General features: G+C 65.2%; 12 protein-coding genes. 3 read left to right on the forward strand and 9 right to left on the reverse strand.

The window, feature by feature from the left end; translation table 11 throughout:
* Window positions 1-556 precede the first annotated feature (556 nt).
* Window positions 557-2,152 carry a DASS family sodium-coupled anion symporter gene (locus SAC06_RS07195; protein WP_350257627.1) on the forward strand — a complete coding sequence of 532 codons (1,596 nt, stop codon included), beginning with the start codon at window positions 557-559 and terminating at the stop codon, window positions 2,150-2,152.
* Here the strand turns inward: SAC06_RS07195 and treS are convergent.
* From treS to SAC06_RS07215, 4 genes are all read right to left on the reverse strand, one after another.
* On the reverse strand, window positions 2,149-3,861 hold the full coding sequence (gene treS, locus SAC06_RS07200) for a maltose alpha-D-glucosyltransferase (protein WP_350257628.1): 1,713 nt from the start codon (window positions 3,859-3,861) through the stop codon (window positions 2,149-2,151). The genes SAC06_RS07195 and treS overlap by 4 nt on opposite strands.
* Before the next feature lie 52 nt (window positions 3,862-3,913).
* On the reverse strand, window positions 3,914-4,744 hold the full coding sequence (locus tag SAC06_RS07205) for an aldo/keto reductase (protein ID WP_350257629.1): 831 nt from the start codon (window positions 4,742-4,744) through the stop codon (window positions 3,914-3,916).
* 63 nt (window positions 4,745-4,807) lie between these two features.
* Window positions 4,808-6,730: a DNA primase gene (gene dnaG, locus SAC06_RS07210; protein ID WP_350257630.1), complete on the reverse strand. Its 1,923-nt coding sequence runs from the start codon at window positions 6,728-6,730 to the stop codon at window positions 4,808-4,810.
* Between the two features lie 72 nt (window positions 6,731-6,802).
* A complete protein-coding gene (locus SAC06_RS07215; RefSeq protein WP_350257631.1) occupies window positions 6,803-8,083 on the reverse strand; it encodes a deoxyguanosinetriphosphate triphosphohydrolase in 1,281 nt (426 codons plus the stop codon).
* A gap of 67 nt (window positions 8,084-8,150) precedes the next feature.
* Here SAC06_RS07215 and SAC06_RS07220 point away from each other — a divergent pair, with 67 nt between their 5' ends.
* A complete protein-coding gene (locus SAC06_RS07220; RefSeq protein WP_350257632.1) occupies window positions 8,151-9,401 on the forward strand; it encodes a hypothetical protein in 1,251 nt (416 codons plus the stop codon).
* Between the two features lie 25 nt (window positions 9,402-9,426).
* On the opposite strand, the gene SAC06_RS07225 is transcribed toward SAC06_RS07220, so the two are convergent.
* The 3 genes from SAC06_RS07225 to SAC06_RS07235 are packed head-to-tail and all read right to left on the reverse strand — an operon-like array spanning window position 9,427 to window position 12,771.
* Window positions 9,427-10,203, reverse strand: coding sequence for a type I 3-dehydroquinate dehydratase (locus SAC06_RS07225; protein ID WP_350257633.1), 777 nt, complete (start codon window positions 10,201-10,203; stop codon window positions 9,427-9,429).
* Window positions 10,196-11,374 carry a tRNA dihydrouridine synthase DusB gene (gene dusB, locus SAC06_RS07230; RefSeq protein ID WP_350259171.1) on the reverse strand — a complete coding sequence of 393 codons (1,179 nt, stop codon included), beginning with the start codon at window positions 11,372-11,374 and terminating at the stop codon, window positions 10,196-10,198. Before dusB ends, SAC06_RS07225 begins: the two co-directional genes overlap by 8 nt.
* Before the next feature lie 5 nt (window positions 11,375-11,379).
* Window positions 11,380-12,771, reverse strand: a complete 1,392-nt coding sequence (locus tag SAC06_RS07235; RefSeq protein ID WP_350257634.1) for a glycine--tRNA ligase — start codon at window positions 12,769-12,771, stop codon at window positions 11,380-11,382.
* A 131-nt stretch (window positions 12,772-12,902) separates the two neighbouring features.
* Between SAC06_RS07235 and SAC06_RS07240 the strand changes: the two genes are divergently transcribed.
* Window positions 12,903-13,247, forward strand: a complete 345-nt coding sequence (locus SAC06_RS07240) for a hypothetical protein (RefSeq protein WP_350257635.1) — start codon at window positions 12,903-12,905, stop codon at window positions 13,245-13,247.
* Here SAC06_RS07240 and SAC06_RS07245 read toward each other — a convergent pair.
* Together SAC06_RS07245 and ffh are read right to left on the reverse strand one after the other, a co-directional pair.
* Window positions 13,235-14,332, reverse strand: coding sequence for an amidohydrolase family protein (locus tag SAC06_RS07245; RefSeq protein WP_350257636.1), 1,098 nt, complete (start codon window positions 14,330-14,332; stop codon window positions 13,235-13,237). The two genes, SAC06_RS07240 and SAC06_RS07245, sit on opposite strands and share 13 nt — an antisense overlap.
* Window positions 14,329-15,933, reverse strand: a complete 1,605-nt coding sequence (gene ffh / locus SAC06_RS07250; protein WP_350257637.1) for a signal recognition particle protein — start codon at window positions 15,931-15,933, stop codon at window positions 14,329-14,331. Before ffh ends, SAC06_RS07245 begins: the two co-directional genes overlap by 4 nt.
* Between the last annotated feature and the right edge of the window lie 66 nt (window positions 15,934-15,999).

Raw genomic sequence — 15,999 nt, forward strand, 5'->3', positions numbered from 1 at the left:
ACCGATTAGCGTTCACCGTTCTTGACGCCTCCGCCTACGCCCTTGTCGCGGCATTGTCGGGCACGCTGATTAACCGTGGGTACACCAAGAATCCTCCGGTCTGTCTCAAGGTGGAACACGCGGTCGTTTCTGGCGATCCTTCCAGTCTTCCGCGGTGGTCAGGATCGTAGGGGTCAATCCGGTGTTGCTGCAACCACCTTCTAGGGTCGGCATCTTCATAATCCTTTGGTCCTGGGTTCGAGTCCCAGCGGGGGTACCAACATCCCCGGGCGGGACTGCGGCTGGGCCCCAGCTACCTGCTCTCCGGACCGAAACCGGTGCCCCCATCACGCCGCAACGAGCTCCCTTGCGCTGCCAGAATCCGACCTGGACCTGCGGTTTGTCCCTGATTTCAGTGCGACTCAGCCATTCATCAATTCACCTATGACAGATTTAACACGCAAAATGCGGGAATTAATCCAAGTGCCTGACAGGGCCTTTAGTCCTTGTTAGCCTAGAAATGCACAGTCGTGCCAAGGACCCAACGTCGAGCCCTGCTCCAAACAAAGGAACCACGATGCGCAACATCCCAAAAATGGAAGAATCTGAACCAGCCGAACTCTATACTCTCGAAGAACCGGTCGCCGAATCCACTGAAATCAACCAACAATCGCCCGGCGAACGGGCCCCCGCTGACACCCCAACCGTCAACCTGCGCCGCTGGGGAGGTTTGGCCGGCGGTCTGATCCTCGCCATCGCCATGTACCTGGTCCTACCTGACTCTTTGGCCCAGCCCGGCAAAGTCACCGCCGCCATCGCGGTTTTGATGGGGATTTGGTGGATGACGGAGGCCCTGCCCATTCCGGCCACCGCCCTGGTCCCCCTGGTGGCTTTCCCGGTCTTTGCCGACGTTCCCATCAAAGATGTCGGGGCCTCCTATGGCAATGACGTCATCTTTTTGTTCATGGGCGGCTTCATGCTGGCTCTGGCCATGCAGCGATGGAACCTGCACCGGCGGATCGCGCTGCTCACCCTCAAGGTGATGGGTCCGCGGCCAGGAGCCATGATCGGTGGCTTCATGATCGCCACCGGCTTCCTCAGCATGTGGGTGTCCAACACCGCCACCGCCGTGATGATGCTGCCCATCGGCATGTCCGTGCTGCTGCTGGTGGCCAAGGTCATGCCGGGGGTGGGACACTCAACCGTGACCGAGACGGGCGAAACCGTCCTTAAATCGAAATTCGCGACTGCACTGATGCTGGGAATTGCTTACTCCGCGTCAATCGGGTCGCTCGGTACCATTATCGGCACCCCTCCGAACACGCTTTTGGTGGGATATCTGAATGAAAACTTCAATATTACAATTGGCTTTGGTCAGTGGATGCTGGTGGGAATGCCCCTGGCAATCGTCTTCATGTTCTTGGCCTGGCTGGTCCTGACAAAAGTGCTGTTCCGACCGGAGATTAAAGAGATTCCCGGGGGGCGCCAGCTAATCAATCAAGAACTGGCCGACCTGGGTCCTGCCTCCAAAGGTGAGCTGCGAGTCCTCCTCATTTTTGTCCTCGCTGCCGTCCTGTGGATCGGGGTTCCAATCGTTTTTGAGAAGCCGCCGATCTCAGACGCGGGGATCGCGATGCTGATTGCGCTGCTGCTGTTTGTGCTTCCGGGCGGATCGGCCCGCGGGGTGCGACTGCTGGATTGGGCTAGCGCCGTTCAGCTTCCGTGGGGCGTGCTGCTGCTCTTCGGTGGGGGCCTGGCCCTGTCCGCCCAGTTCAGTTCCTCGGGCCTGACCGAGTGGATTGGCACCTATGCCACCGGACTGGCTGGCCTACCCATGTGGCTGATTGTCGGCATCGTGGCGCTGGTGATTCTGGGGCTGACGGAACTGACCTCGAACACGGCCACCGCCGCCACCTTCCTGCCGGTGGCAGGTGGAATTGCCCTGGGGATCGGCGCGGACCCGCTGCTGCTGACCATCCCGGTCGCACTGGCCGCCACCTGCGCCTTTATGCTCCCGGTGGCCACCCCGCCCAACGCGGTTGCGTTCGGCTCCGGCTACGTCACCATTGGCGAGATGGTCAAAGGCGGGTTCTATCTGAACCTGGTCGCCATCGTGCTGGTCACCCTGACCAGCCTGACCCTGGCCGTGTGGGTGTTCGGCATCGTGTACTAGCCGAACTCCACCCACCCAAACCCGCGCGGGGGCAGCTGCGCTTGCCAGCGTCCCCGCGCGTGTTCCACCACCGCGTTCCCCGCCACCCACCGGGCCGAGGCGGCCGGCTCCACCTCGGCCATCTCCAAGGACACCACCTTGGGTTCGGTGGAAAAGTTGAACACGCACAGGACGGGGGCATTGTCCCCCAGTGCGCGCCAGGTGCCGCGGCGCCAGTAGGCGAACACGGCCGGGTCATCGGTTTGGATGATGTCAAACAGGCCGTCCTGCAGGGTCCGGACCGCCTTTCTGGCCGCCAGCAGGGCTCGGACCCAGTTCAGCCACGAGTCCGGGTCGCCCTCCTGCGTGGCCACGTTGACCTCCTGTGAGGAGTATCCCTCCCGGCTCACCAGAGGCAGATAGAAGCGCTCAATTGGGGCTTCAGAGAACCCGGCTCCCTCCGTGTCATCCCACTGCATCGGGGTGCGAACCCCATCCCGGTCATACAGCTCGATCGTGTCGCCCATCCCAATCTCATCCCCGTAGTAGAGGAAGGGAGCCCCCGGCAGGGACAGTAGCAGGGCGTGAACCAGCTCCAGCGTCGGGCGATCAGCGTCCAGGAGCGGGGAGAGGCGCCGGCGGATCCCCACGTTGGCACGCATGCGCGGCTCGGGGGCGTACCACTTGTACATCTGCCACCGCTCCTCGTCGCTGACCATCTCCAAGGTGAGCTCGTCATGGTTGCGCAGGAACAGCCCCCACAGGCCCCCGGCAGGTGGCACCGGGGTGTGCTGCCAGGCAGAGAGCAACCCAGATGTCTCCTCGGACTTGACCGCCTTGAAGATCTGCGGCATCAGCGGGAAATGGAAACACATGTGACATTCGGGGGCATCGGGGGTGCCGAAGTACTCCACCACCTGACCGGGAGGCTGGTTCGCCTCGGCCACCAGCACGATCCCGGGAAACTCCTGATCCAGGACGCGGCGCACCTCCGCGATGAAATGGTGGGTCGCCGGCAGGTTCTCCCCGTTGGTCCCTTCCGCCTCGTACAGGTAGGGAATGGCATCCAAGCGGAGCCCGTCAATGCCGCGGGCACACCAGAACCGGACGACCGACAGCATCTCCTCGCGCACGGCCGGGTTCTCAAAGTTCAGGTCCGGCTGGTGTGAGAAGAAGCGGTGCCAGTAGTACTGTCCTCGCACCTCATCCCAAGCCCAGTTAGATTCCTCCGTGTCCACGAAAATGACCCGCACGTCGGGGTAATCCTGGTCGGTGTCACGCCAGACATAGTAGTCGCCGTAGGGCCCATCGGGGTCCGTGCGGGAAGCCTCAAACCACGGGTGGGCCGAGGAAGTGTGGTTCATGACCAGGTCGATGACCACTTTGATCCCCTGCCGGTGGGCCTCCTCGACAAACCGATCGAAGTCACCGAGCGTGCCGTACTGGGGAGCCACATCCAGATAGTCCGCGACGTCGTAACCGCCATCCCCCAGCGGCGACGGGTAGAACGGCGGCACCCAGACCGCATCGATTCCGAGCCAAGAGAGGTAGTCGAGCTTGTTGGTCAGGCCAACGAAATCGCCGATCCCGTCCTTGTTTCCGTCGGCAAACGAAGGCAGCACCACCTGGTAAAAGACGGCATCTCGGTACCATTCCAGGTCCGAGCGGGCTTCCGCGGCCAGTTCGGCGGCGTCCTCGGGCAGCGGGGCCACCGGGAGCGAGTCGGTCATCAGGGTTCCTTTGACGAGGTGGAGAGGGGGTCTGGGGGTTGGCCCGGCCGGTTCAGTTGAACCGGTCAGGGTGGGGCCCGGTCCGATAGTCGCGCTCCAGAGAATCAATCTGCTTCAGGTCGGCATCGGTCAGCTCAAAGTCGAACACGTCGATATTCTCGGCGATTCGCGACGGGGTGACGGACTTCGGAATCACGATTCGTCCCGCCTGGAGGTGCCAGCGCAGGACAATTTGCGCGGGAGATTTGCCGTGCCGGGCCGCCAAATCCAAGATGATCGGCTCGGCCAGCACTTCGCCTTTCGCCAGCGGACTCCACGCTTCGGTGGCAATCCCGTGCTTCACGTTGGCGGCAATGGCCTCCCGGTTCTGCAGGGCGGGATGGATCTCTATTTGGTTCACGGCCGGCACCACATTCGAGCCGGCAATCAGCCGGTCCAGGTGGGCGGGCTGGAAGTTGGAGACCCCGATCGCCCGCACCCGCTTTTGGGCGTACAACTCTTCCAGGGCGCGCCAAGTCTGCTCATACAGCCCGCGCTCGGGGGTGGGCCAGTGGATCAGGTACAGGTCCAGGTAGTCCAGACCGAGCTTTTCCATCGTCAGGTCGAAAGCTTTGAAAGCCGATTCGTATCCCTGATCGTCGTTCCACAGTTTTGAGGTGATGAACAGGTCCTCGCGCGGGACCTCTGTTTGGGCCAGGGCTCGACCCACCCCCGCCTCGTTTCCGTAGACGGCGGCGGTGTCAATCGAACGGTAGCCGGCCCCAATGGCCTCCAGCACCACCGACGTGGTGACGTCATCGGGCACCTTGAACACCCCGAAACCCAGCTGGGGAATTTCGACACCGTTGTTGAGCTTTACCGTGGGAACCGTGTGATCGGCCATTGTGTTCTCCCTCCTTGGATCTGTCTCAGCCCGGTCAACGAACCGGACTGCTACCGCTCCAGCCTATCCGGAGTGGTCCGCATATTCGCGGCGCTGGGAGTCGAGCTCGACCAGCTCGGCAAAAATCTCCTCGTAGTCGGGGTCTGAGGGGTCGAGCCGGCCCAGCCGAAGACGCAGAGCCGCCACCCGCCGCGTCAACTCCAGGCGGACCAAAGCCCGCATCAGCCCGACCGCGTAGTCCCGCACCGACGAGGCGTCGTCCTGGGCCAGTGGGGCGACCGCCAGCTGGCGAATCACCTCGGAAACCTGCGGGCCGGCCCCACTGCGGATCTCCTCAATCCAGCGCCGGGTCGCCAGGGAAACTGACTGTTCCCCCATCCCGACTTCCTGTTCGGCCGCAGCCAGGAAATCCAGGTACCGGTCCAGTCCCCCGGCCGCCAGAATCGCCTCGTGCACCGCCCGGTGAATGGGCAGGGAAAAGCTTTCCGGGCTGAGCAGCTCAAAGCCCATCCCCACTACGTCCAGGGGCCGCTGCAGCAGGGCTTCCAGCGCCTGGCGCTCCATCCGAACCACCGGGTCGTTGGAAGGCACCGCCGGACTGGCGATCCCAGCTGCCGGGCGGGGCCGACCGACGTTCCGGATCGCCCCGGAAACGCGGGACATTTCCACCCCCACCCAGCCCGCAAACTGGCGCACGTACTCTTGGCGCAAAGCAATATCTTTGATTCCGGCCAGCACTGGGGCGCCCGCCCGGACGGCAGCGACCCGGCCCTCAGCCGTGTCAAGGTCCAGTTGGGCCAGGACGGAACGCAGCACGAACTCAAACAGGGGAACGCGCGACTCGATCAGCTGGCGGACCGCCTCATCCCCGCGGCGCTGGCGCAGGTCGCACGGATCCCACCCGTGGGGCTCAATCGCGACAAATGTCTGGGCGGCAAACTTCTGGTCCTCCACGTAGACCTTCCGCGCCGCGGCCTTTCCCGCCTCGTCCCCGTCGAAGGTGAAGATGATTTCCCCGCCGCGGGCCCGGCCGGAGGTGAGGACCACGCCCGCAGCCGGGTCCGCCTCATCACCCAGCAGGCGCCGGACCAACTGCACGTGGTCGGAGCCAAATGCGGTGCCGCAGGTGGCCACCGCGACCGTCTCCCCGGCCAGGTGGGCGGCCATCACATCGGTGTAGCCTTCCACTACCACGATCCGGCGTTGACGAACAATGTCCTGCTTGGCCAGGTCCAGGCCGTACAGCACGTGAGATTTGCGGTAGATCGGCGTTTCCGGGGTGTTCAAATACTTGGGCGAGTCGGGCTCCTCGTCGAGTTTGCGCGCCCCAAAACCGATGGTGGCCCCGGTCAGGTCGCGGATCGGCCACATCAGCCGATTGCGGAACCGGTCGTACAGTCCCCGGTTCCCCTGCACGGCCAACCCGGCGGTGATCAGCTCCTGGTCGGTGAAACCGCGCCCGCGCAGGTGGCGGGTGAGCCCGTCCCACGAGGCCGGCGAATAGCCGACCCCGAACCGGTCAGCCGCCGCCTGGTCGAAGCCGCGCTCCGCCAAGAACTGGCGTCCAACGGCCGCCCCCGGAGTCTGCAGCTGCTCGCGGTAGAAGTCCTCCGCATTGCGGTGAGCTTCCAGCAGCCGCTGGCGCCGGCCCGGCTCCTCTGTCCGCCGGCGGTTGCCCCCACCCTCGTAGCGCAGGGTGACCCCGACTTTTTCGGCCAGGAACTCGACTGCTTCGGCAAAGTCCAAATGGTTGATCCGCTGCACGAACGCGATGGCGTCGCCGCCCTCACCGCAGCCAAAGCAGTGCCACAGGCCCAGTTGGGGGCGGACATGAAACGAAGGCGTGCGTTCCTCGTGGAATGGGCACAGACCCTTCAGTGAGCCGACCCCGGCCGGGCGCAGCGTGACCTGCTCTCCCACCACCTCTTCAATGCGGGTGCGGTTCCGGACCTCTTCAATGTCCTCACGCCTAATCAAACCCGCCATGGGGACATTGTACGTGCATTTGTCCAGCACGGAGACCGCGAGGAAGAAACGCCTGTTCGCCCGCAGCCGACCCTAGAGCAGCGAGGACAGCATGCCGCACAGGCGTGCGTGCCACTGGACGGCGGAACGGTCGGTCAGGCTGGCCACCTGATCGACCACTGCCCGCAGGTGACCGGCGTGGTTGGTGGCAGACTCCCACTCTTGAGCAAACTGTGGTTCCAGCTCGGTTGGGCCCGCCTCCATCAACGCTTCCACCAGGTCCAGCACAATCGTGCGCTGCTGGTAGTAGCGCGGATCGTGTTCACGCGGGCTCATCACGAAGGAGACCGCTACCCCTTTGAGGAACTGGATTTCGGCCAGGACCTCCCGCGGCGTCACCAGGTTTGCCCGGTAGCGGCCGAGCGGCTCCGATCCGTACTGGCCCCGGGTGGCCGCCACCGCTTCCCCGCAGAACCGGCCAATCAACTGGCTGGTCAGGTCCTTCATCGCAGCGTTGCCCTGATAGGTGGGGACGAAGTCCTCGGGCCAGTAGGGCAGCTCAATCAGGCGACGGGCGGCATCGGCCAGCTCATCCTCGGAGAACGAGGCGCCGTACCAGTCGATCGTGTCAGCCAGCACCTGGCGGAGGCGGCCCGGGTCGCGCAGCGCCGGCAACTTGGCCCGACCGGTCACCACCGCGTCCTCCAAGTCGTGCACCGAGTAGGCAATGTCGTCCGAGTAGTCCATCACCTGGGCCTCCAGGCACCGACGACCTTCCGGGGCGTGCTGGCGGAGCCAATCAAATACGGGCCGATCGTCACTGTAGACGGAATACTTCCGCTGTGACTTTTCCAAATTAGGACCTTCGCCGCGGGCCCACGGATACTTGCAGATCGCGTCCAGGGTGGCGCGGGTCAGGTTCAGCCCCGCCCGCAGATCACCGGAAATTACCTTGGGTTCAAGCCGAACTACCAGACGAAACGTCTGGGCGTTGCCCTCGAACCCGCCGGCGTCGGCCGCAGCCTCATTCAGGGCCCGTTCCCCGTTATGTCCAAAAGGTGGATGCCCCAAATCGTGTGCCAAACAGGCGGCATCCACAATGTCCGGATCGCATCCCAGCTCCGCTCCGATTCCGCGGCCCACCTGGGCTACCTCCAGCGAATGGGTCAGCCGGGTGCGGACAAAATCGTCTGAGGCCGGGCCCAACACCTGGGTTTTCGTGCCGAGGCGGCGCAGGGCCGAAGAGTGCAGAATCCGAGCCCGATCCCGCTCAAACGGCGTGCGGGTCGGCGCCTTGGGCGGCTCGGTGACGAACCGTTCCTGATCGAAGTCGCCGTAGAGGGGCAGGTGCCAGTCAGCTAGTTCACGATCCACTCCCCTAGGCTAATATGAGTTAAGGAAAAGCTGACAATCAGCTGCATTTTTGACGAGAGATCCGACCGTGATTGATTCCAATCTGAAGGAAACCAATACGTCGACTCTGACTCGCCAGATTTATCGGGGCGAACGCGGAGTGACGTCGTGGTGGAATACCGCCGCTGTTTGCGACCTTCCGGGCGCATACGGCCCGGCCGATCTGCTGGGCTTGATTGGGCTGCTGCCAGCAATTCGGCGGATGGGCTTTTCGGCAATTCTACTGCGCCTATCGCTGCCCGATCTGAATCCCCAACGCGACTACATTGCCAAGCTGGTCAAAGCCACGCACGCGGCTCAGCTGAAAATCCTGGTCCGGGTCCGCTCTGACGCCGCCACGGTCTCACCGCAGGATTCGCCGCCACCGGTCGAACTGGACAACGACCCGGACACGCTGATCGAGCGGACCCGGGTGCTGATGGGAGCCGGAGTGGACGGGGTGGACTTGGGCCTGATTGACGACGATCCGGCTCGACCCCACCGCGAGGATCGGATCCGCCAGTTTACCGAAACCGTGAACCGCCAGCTGGCCGAGGTGGCCAGCCTCGACTCCACCGTGATCCTCACCGCCGAGGCGTCCGTCGCCCACCCGGAATTCTTCGAACACCACGTCCAGGAGGACTGGTTCCACCACCTGCGCGACGACTCGCTGCTGCAGGCCCCGTGGGATGCGTCAGAACTGCGCAAACGGGTGGCCAAAGCCTATTCGAGCCGGGCACCCCTGGGCCAGACCGTGGCGTGGCGACCCGCCTTCAATCCGGCCGCCGAGGGCGCCGACGCACGGACGCCCAATCCTGGTTCCTGGGCTGACGGGGCTCCCATCGGCCGGGTGAACGCGTTCCTAACCTTCGTCAGTTCGCTCCCCGGGGCTCTCTACCTTCCATTTGTCAGCGCCGGCGGACAGGTGGAGGTGGAGGAGGGCTCCCGACCCCAGCTCCGCCTGTCCCTGGCGAACGATCCCCAGTCCCGCTACCAGCACGACCTGACCACGCGGATCCTCACCCTGCGTGAACGCAAACATTTGTCGCATTCCAACCTGGCGCTAATCGACGACATTTCGTGGGCCCACCCGGGGGTGTCGGTGCATTTGAGCGGCCACATCATGGTGGTGCTAAACGCCTCCAGCGAACCGGTGGCGGTGCCAGCCAAGCACCTGCCGCTGCTCTATTCGGACGGGTTCGTCTTCTCCGATGCCACCCACACGGTGATCCAGCCGGACACCTGCGCCTGGTTTGAGCCGGCGCCCGCCAACCCGCACAACCCGCTGGCCTACCGCTAGGCCGTCGGCCGGCAACCTGGCGCGCCTACGCCCGGCTCGGCTCCCCCTCGTCACCCAAGGCCAGGTCCGCAGCGCGAAGCTCCGCTATGCTCAGCTGCCCGGGGGCACTTTCGACCGCCCCCACCCCGAAGGTGAAGGCGCTGAGCCTCGCCGCCTGCCCGCGTCGGGTCGCCTGCCCGGCCGGGCCCATCCCAATGATCACGGCTGGGACCGGCAGTGTCTCCGCGGCCCACCGCTGAGCCGCCAGGATCTGGTCCACGTCAAGCCGGCTTTGCACCTGCCAGGCGACCTTGACCACGTCCGCCCCCAGCGTGACCATCTGCTCCAAGGTGGCCTGCAGTTCCCCTGGGTCGACCGAACCTGCCAGCACGTGGCGGGACAGAACCACCCGGGCTCCCTGCTGGTGGGACCGGTCAACCAGTTCCCCCACCGCGGGGGTAGCCAACTCGATGTCCACCGCATCGGCCCAGGTGCCGGCGCGCTCGACCCAGTCCAGGTACTCCCCCGGGACGGCGGACCAATCTCCCCCCTCCGCCGCAGTGCGGACGGTCACCAGCACCGGACAGGACTCCTGTTCGCGCCAGCTGGGAGCCACCGCGAAGGCCCGCTCGGCCTCGCCGGAGGTCAGCAGCGGATCCAGGCGCCACTCCACCAGGTCGGCGCCCCGGTCGGCGGCATGGCACCACTGCCGATAGGCTTCAGCGGAGGTGGATGCCAGCACCGGCACCGCGACCACCAGGTGGCCGGGTCCCAACTGCACGGGGTGGACGCCTGCGCGCCCCAAACTGATCGGATTAACCACCGGAACCTCCATCGGCCTCAGCCAGGTGGAGCAGGGCTTTCTCCTGCTCGCTGACGGTGCGGGTGGAGAGCCACCCATCAGGTAGGTGCGGGCGCTTGGCTTTGCCCGCCCGGCCCCGCGGGCCCGCCGCCACCTCGGGAAACGGTTCCTCAGCGTTTAGGGTGGCCAAAATGGTGCTCAGCTCCGCGCGGGTGGAAACCAGTCCCAACTGCTGCCGGGTGGCACCGCCAACGGAGAAACCGCGCAGGTACCAGCCCAGATGTTTGCGCATCTCCCGCATGGCCCGCAGTTCCTCCCCCAGGGTCTGAACCATCAGGTCCGCGTGGCGCTCAATCACCCGGCAAACCTGGCCGAGGTTGGGAGGCGTGGGGGCGGGCCGGTCCCACAGGTCGGCCACGATTTCCTCAAACAGCCACGGTCTGCCTTGGCAGCCCCGGCCAATCACGACCGCGTCGCACCCGGTTTGGGCCATCATCTCGCGGGCGTCCTGGGCACTGAAGATGTCACCGTTTCCCAGGACCGGAACCTTCAGCTGTTCCTTCAACCGGGCGATCCATTCCCACCGGGCGTGACCCGAATAGTACTGCTCCTGTGTCCGGGCGTGCAGGCCCACGGCCACCACCCCGGCCGCCTGAGCAATCCGGGCAGCCTCGAACACGGTCACGTGGTCATCGTCGATGCCGATCCGCATTTTCACCGTGACGGGAATGCCGCGGCGGTCGGCTTCCCGGACCACCCCGGTGACAATATCGCGGTACAGGTCCAGTTTCCACGGCAGGGCAGCGCCCCCGCCGCGTTTGGTCACTTTGGGGACCGGGCACCCGAAATTCATGTCCAGGTGATCGGCCAGGTGCCGGTCAACGAGCAGCCGGGCCGCCTCGGCCATGGTGGCGGGGTTGGTGCCGTACAGCTGAACCGAGCGCACCCGCTCGTCCGGGTCCGGCTCCAACATCCGCCACGTTTCCCGGTTCCCCTCAACCAGCGCCCGAGCGGTGACCATCTCCATCACGTAGAGGCCCGCGGGGGCATCCTTTCCGGCCTCGGCCGTGGACAGCTGGCCGGGGTCCAGGGGCCGCTCCCCAAACTCGCGGCACAGGCGCCGGAACGGCAGGTCGGTTACCCCCGCCATCGGGGCGAGGATAACCGGCGACCACAGGTTCAGCGGCCCCAGGTGGACTAGCGGGCCACGTCCAGGCGATCCAGCAGCCAAGCTCGCACCTCGGGAACGGGAATCCGGACCTGCTCCATCGTGTCGCGGTCACGAATGGTGACCGACTGATCCTCGACGGAATCGAAGTCGTAGGTGATGCAGTAGGGGGTGCCGATCTCGTCCTGGCGGCGATAGCGCCGGCCGACCGCACCCGCGTCGTCGTACTCCACGTTCCAGAGTTTACGCAGGGAGGCCGCCAGTTCCTTGGCCGGGCCCACCAGCTCTTCCTTCCGCGACAGCGGCAGCACGGCCACCTTCACCGGAGCCAGGCGCGGGTCGAGGCGAAGCACCACCCGCTTGTCCACCCCACCCTTGGTGTTGGGCGCCTCGTCCTCCTGGTAGGCCTCCACCAGGAAGGCCATCAGGGAGCGGGTCAGCCCGGCCGACGGCTCGATCACCCAGGGGGTCCAGCGCTCGTTGGCCTGCTGGTCAAAGTAGTCCAGCTTGGCCCCGGAAGCTTCCGAGTGCACGCCCAAGTCGTAGCCGGTCCGGTTGGCGATCCCCTCCAGTTCGCCCCAGAGGGAACCCTGGAAGCCGAAGGTGTACTCAATGTCGACGGTCCGCTTGGAGTAGTGGGACAGCTTCTCTTGCGGGTGTTCGTACAGACGCAGGTGCTCCGGGTTGATCCCCAGGTCCGTGTACCAGGCGAGGCGCTCGTCGATCCAGTACTGGTGCCACTCTTCGTCCGTGCCGGGCTCAACGAAGAACTCCAGCTCCATCTGCTCAAACTCACGGGTGCGGAAGATGAAGTTGCCGGGGGTAATCTCGTTGCGGAAAGACTTGCCGATCTGGGCAATGCCGAACGGAGGCTTCTTCCGCGCCGAAGTCATCACGTTGGAGAAGTTGACGAAGATGCCCTGGGCGGTTTCCGGGCGCAGGAAGTGCAAACCGGACTCGTCATCGACCGGCCCCAGGTAGGTCTTCAGCAGGCCGGAGAACGCTTTCGGTTCGGTCCAGTTGCCGCGGGTGCCACAGTCGGGGCAGGAGATCTCCGTCATCGCGACCGTGGCCTCATCCACCTCGTTCTTCTCGGCGAACTCTTCGATCAGCTGGTCCTGGCGGAACCGGTGATGGCAGGTCTGGCATTCGATCAGCGGATCGGTGAACGCCTGCACGTGGCCGGAAGCTTCCCAGACTTGGCGCGGCAAAATAATGGAGGAATCCAGCCCGACCACGTCTTCGCGTTCGCGCACATTCCGGGCCCACCACTGGCGTTTGATGTTCTCTTTGAGCTCCACCCCCAGCGGACCGTAATCCCACGCGGAGCGGGTTCCCCCGTAGATTTCCCCACACGGATAGACGAATCCCCGCCGCTTGGCAAGGCTGATAACGGCGTCCAAACGAGAACTATTAGCCACGTTCACTCCTTATTTTTGGCTGTCGCACCTGGCTGGCGCGAGAACATCAGGCTCCCCAGAGTATAGCCGGGATTTCCCGCCTCGGACCGCGGCCACTGCCTGCTGGCACCCGAGCCGCCTAAACTGTGGGGATGGGCACAGCAAGCGAGCCGAGGGGACTGCGTCTGGCCACCCGGATCGGTTTCATCTGGGGGTGGGCCTGGGGGCAAGGACGGGTCCGACACGAACGTGGCCTGTGGGTCCACCGGGGACTTCCCCCGCGCCTCTATCCGCGCGGCGGGGTGTGTGTGGGTCGGTGCTTCCTGACCGGGCCGGCTCCGGGGGCGGCCCTGCTCAGACACGAGGCGGTGCACGCCCGCCAGTGGGAGCGGTACGGCCTGTCATTTCCACTGCGCTACTGGCTGGCTGGACGCGACCCGAACCGCAACCGGTACGAAGGGGAGGCCGGGTTGGTCGACGGGGGCTACACGTCCTGACCGTCGAAGACGATCCGCAGCGGCTCCCCCAGCACGGTCAGTTCCACCATCGGGTCGTCGCGCAGAACCAGGAAGTCCGCCGGGGCTCCGGTGGACAGCGAGTCGAAGCCGAGGAAGTCGCGGGCCTGCCAGGTGGCATAGTCAATGATCGTGGTGGCGTCCAGTCCGGCGCCCTCCCACCGGTACAGTTCCCGGAACAGCTGGCCGTGCGGCTGGTATCCGCCCGCGTCGGAGCCGGGGAGCAGTTGCACCCGCGCCTCCACCAGGTTGGCCCACCAGGTGCGCCAGTTTTGGTAGAGGTTGATCATGGTCTGGGCGTAGTTCGGGTAGCGGGTGGCCGCCCCCGCAAACTGGGGGAACAGCTCCACCTGGCCGAGCGTGGGCGTGACGGTGATGCCGCGAGCGGCAGCTTCCTGGCAGTGCTCCCAGGTCATGCCGGTGCCGTGCTCAATTGAGTCCACCCCCGCCTCGAACAGGTCGTCGAGTGCGCTCCGGCCAAAGACGTGAACGGCCACCCGCGCCCCCAGCTCGTGGGCGGTTTGGACCGCGTCGATCAGCACCGCCCGGTCCCACAGTGGGTCCAGGTCCGCCTCGGACCCGCGGGAGCGGTCAATCCAGTCGCCCACCAGTTTCACCCAGGGGTTTCCCGCCTGCACCTGCTGCGCGACGGCGGCGGGCAGGTCCGCCTGGTCCTCAACTTCGAGTGCCAGTCCGGGCAGGTAGCGTTTGGGTCGAGCCAGGTGGCGCCCGGCCGTGACCAGCCGCGGGGCCCGAGCCAGGTGATGGGCCGGGGATTCGTGTGGGTTTCCCAGGTCCCGAAGAGCCAGGACCCCGGAAGACAGCTCTTGAATGGCGCGGTCCAGCGCGACTTCCTCGCTAACCGGGCCGTCCCCACCGATCTGCAGGTGGTTGTGCGCATCCACCAGCCCGGGGATGATCCACTGGCGGGGATGCTCACCAGGTCGGTCAGCTTCAGCCGTGAACTTTAGGCCGCCTTTGGGATCCGCCTCTAACTGGCCGAACTGCCACGAAGGATACTTGGCCTCCTGACCGCGCCAGTAGACCCAGCCGGTTACCGGTTTCATCGTCCACCCATCAGTCGGCGAATGTCCTCCGGCAGGTCATCCATGGTCGGCCGAGCGGCTGGCGCCGGCTGGGTGAGTCCGAATGCGGCGCCCGGCTGGGCGGCAGTTTCCGGACGTTGATCTTGGGGCAGCATTGCTTCGAGTTCCTGCTGGCGCCGCTTGGCCGGATTTCCAGAGCGCGCCTTCTTGGCGATCTTCTTCTTCCGAGCGGCAGCCTGTTGGGCTTGCTGGCGGGCCCGAGTCTTCTTGCCGGGTCCACCCATGCCGGCCAGACCCTGGAGGTTCGGCATTCCCGGAGCCCCGCCCGACCCCATCTGCTTCATCATCTGCTTGGCGCCTTCGAAGCGTTTGACCAACTGGTTGACCTCGGTCACCGTGGTGCCCGAACCGGCGGCGATCCGCTGGCGGCGCGACCCGTTCAGCAGCTTCACGTCGGCCCGCTCCGCCGGGGTCATCGACCGGACGATGGCCTCAACCCGGGAGACGTCCCGCTCATCAAAGTTCTCTAGCTGGTCCCGCATTTGGCCCATCCCGGGGAGCATCCCCAGCACCTTCTTCATTGAGCCCAGTTTTCGCATCTGCTGCAACTGCGTCAGGAAGTCTTCGAGGGTCAGCTCACCGGACATGGCCCGCTGGGCCATTTTCTCGGTTTCGGCCTGGTCAAACTTGCGTTCAGCTTCCTCAATCAGGGTGAGGATGTCACCCATGTCGAGGATGCGCCCGGCCATCCGGTCGGCGTGGAACCGCTCGAAGTCGTCCAGCCCCTCACCGGTGGAGGCGAACAGGATCGGAGCCCCGGTGACCCCGCGGACCGACAGTGCCGCCCCGCCGCGAGCGTCGCCGTCGAGCTTCGAGATCACCACCCCGGTGAAGCCGACGCCGTCCCGGAACGCGGTGGCTGTCTGGACGGCGTCCTGGCCGACCATGGCGTCGAGCACGAACATGACCTCGTGCGGTTCGACCGCATCGCGGATCCTCCGGGCCTGGTCCATCATCTCTTCATCGACGCCCAGCCGCCCGGCCGTGTCGACGATGACCACATCGATGCCGTTCTCAATCGCGTGGTTCACCCCGGAGCGGGCAACCTGAACCGGGTCGCCCACGCCGTTGCCCGGTTCCGGAGCCCACACCTGCACCCCGGCGCGCTCACCCACGATCTGTAGCTGGGTGACGGCGTTTGGCCGCTGCAGGTCGGAGGCCACCAGGAGGACGGATTTGCCCGACTCCCGGAGCCACTTCCCCAGCTTCCCAGCCAGGGTGGTCTTACCGGCGCCCTGCAGGCCGGCCAGCATGAACACCGTGGGTCCGCGCTGGGCAAAGTGAAGCTCGCGGGTCTGACCGCCGAGCATCTCAATCAGTTCATCGTTGACGATCCGGACGACCTGCTGGCCCGGATTGAGCGCCTCTGAGCGAGCAGCCCCGTAGGCCTGTTCCCGCACCCGCGCCGTGAAGTCGCGAACGACCGGCAGCGCCACGTCCGCGTCCAGCAGGGCCCGACGGATTTCAGCTACGGTCTGGTCAACGTCGGCTTCGCTAAGCACCCCTTTTCCGCGCAGGCGTTTGAATGAGGCACTGAGGCGATCTGAGAGATTATTGAACACAACGATCCTTCACTGTTGGCCCGGGTAGGTCCCGTGGCAGCTCTGTGGTCAAGTCTACGGGTAGTT

Origin of the sequence: Scrofimicrobium sp. R131 (assembly GCF_040256745.1) — a bacterium.
Lineage (GTDB): Bacteria > Actinomycetota > Actinomycetes > Actinomycetales > Actinomycetaceae > Scrofimicrobium > Scrofimicrobium appendicitidis.

Bases quoted from the DNA above. Each gene is read 5' to 3' on its own strand.
- SAC06_RS07205 (WP_350257629.1), bottom strand. From the start codon at position 4,744: ATGGCCGATCACACGGTTCCCACGGTAAAGCTCAACAACGGTGTCGAA.
- dnaG (WP_350257630.1), bottom strand. From the start codon at position 6,730: ATGGCGGGTTTGATTAGGCGTGAGGACATTGAAGAGGTCCGGAACCGC.
- SAC06_RS07245 (WP_350257636.1), bottom strand. From the start codon at position 14,332: ATGAAACCGGTAACCGGCTGGGTCTACTGGCGCGGTCAGGAGGCCAAG.
- SAC06_RS07195 (WP_350257627.1), top strand. From the start codon at position 557: ATGCGCAACATCCCAAAAATGGAAGAATCTGAACCAGCCGAACTCTAT.
- treS (WP_350257628.1), bottom strand. From the start codon at position 3,861: ATGACCGACTCGCTCCCGGTGGCCCCGCTGCCCGAGGACGCCGCCGAA.
- SAC06_RS07240 (WP_350257635.1), top strand. From the start codon at position 12,903: ATGGGCACAGCAAGCGAGCCGAGGGGACTGCGTCTGGCCACCCGGATC.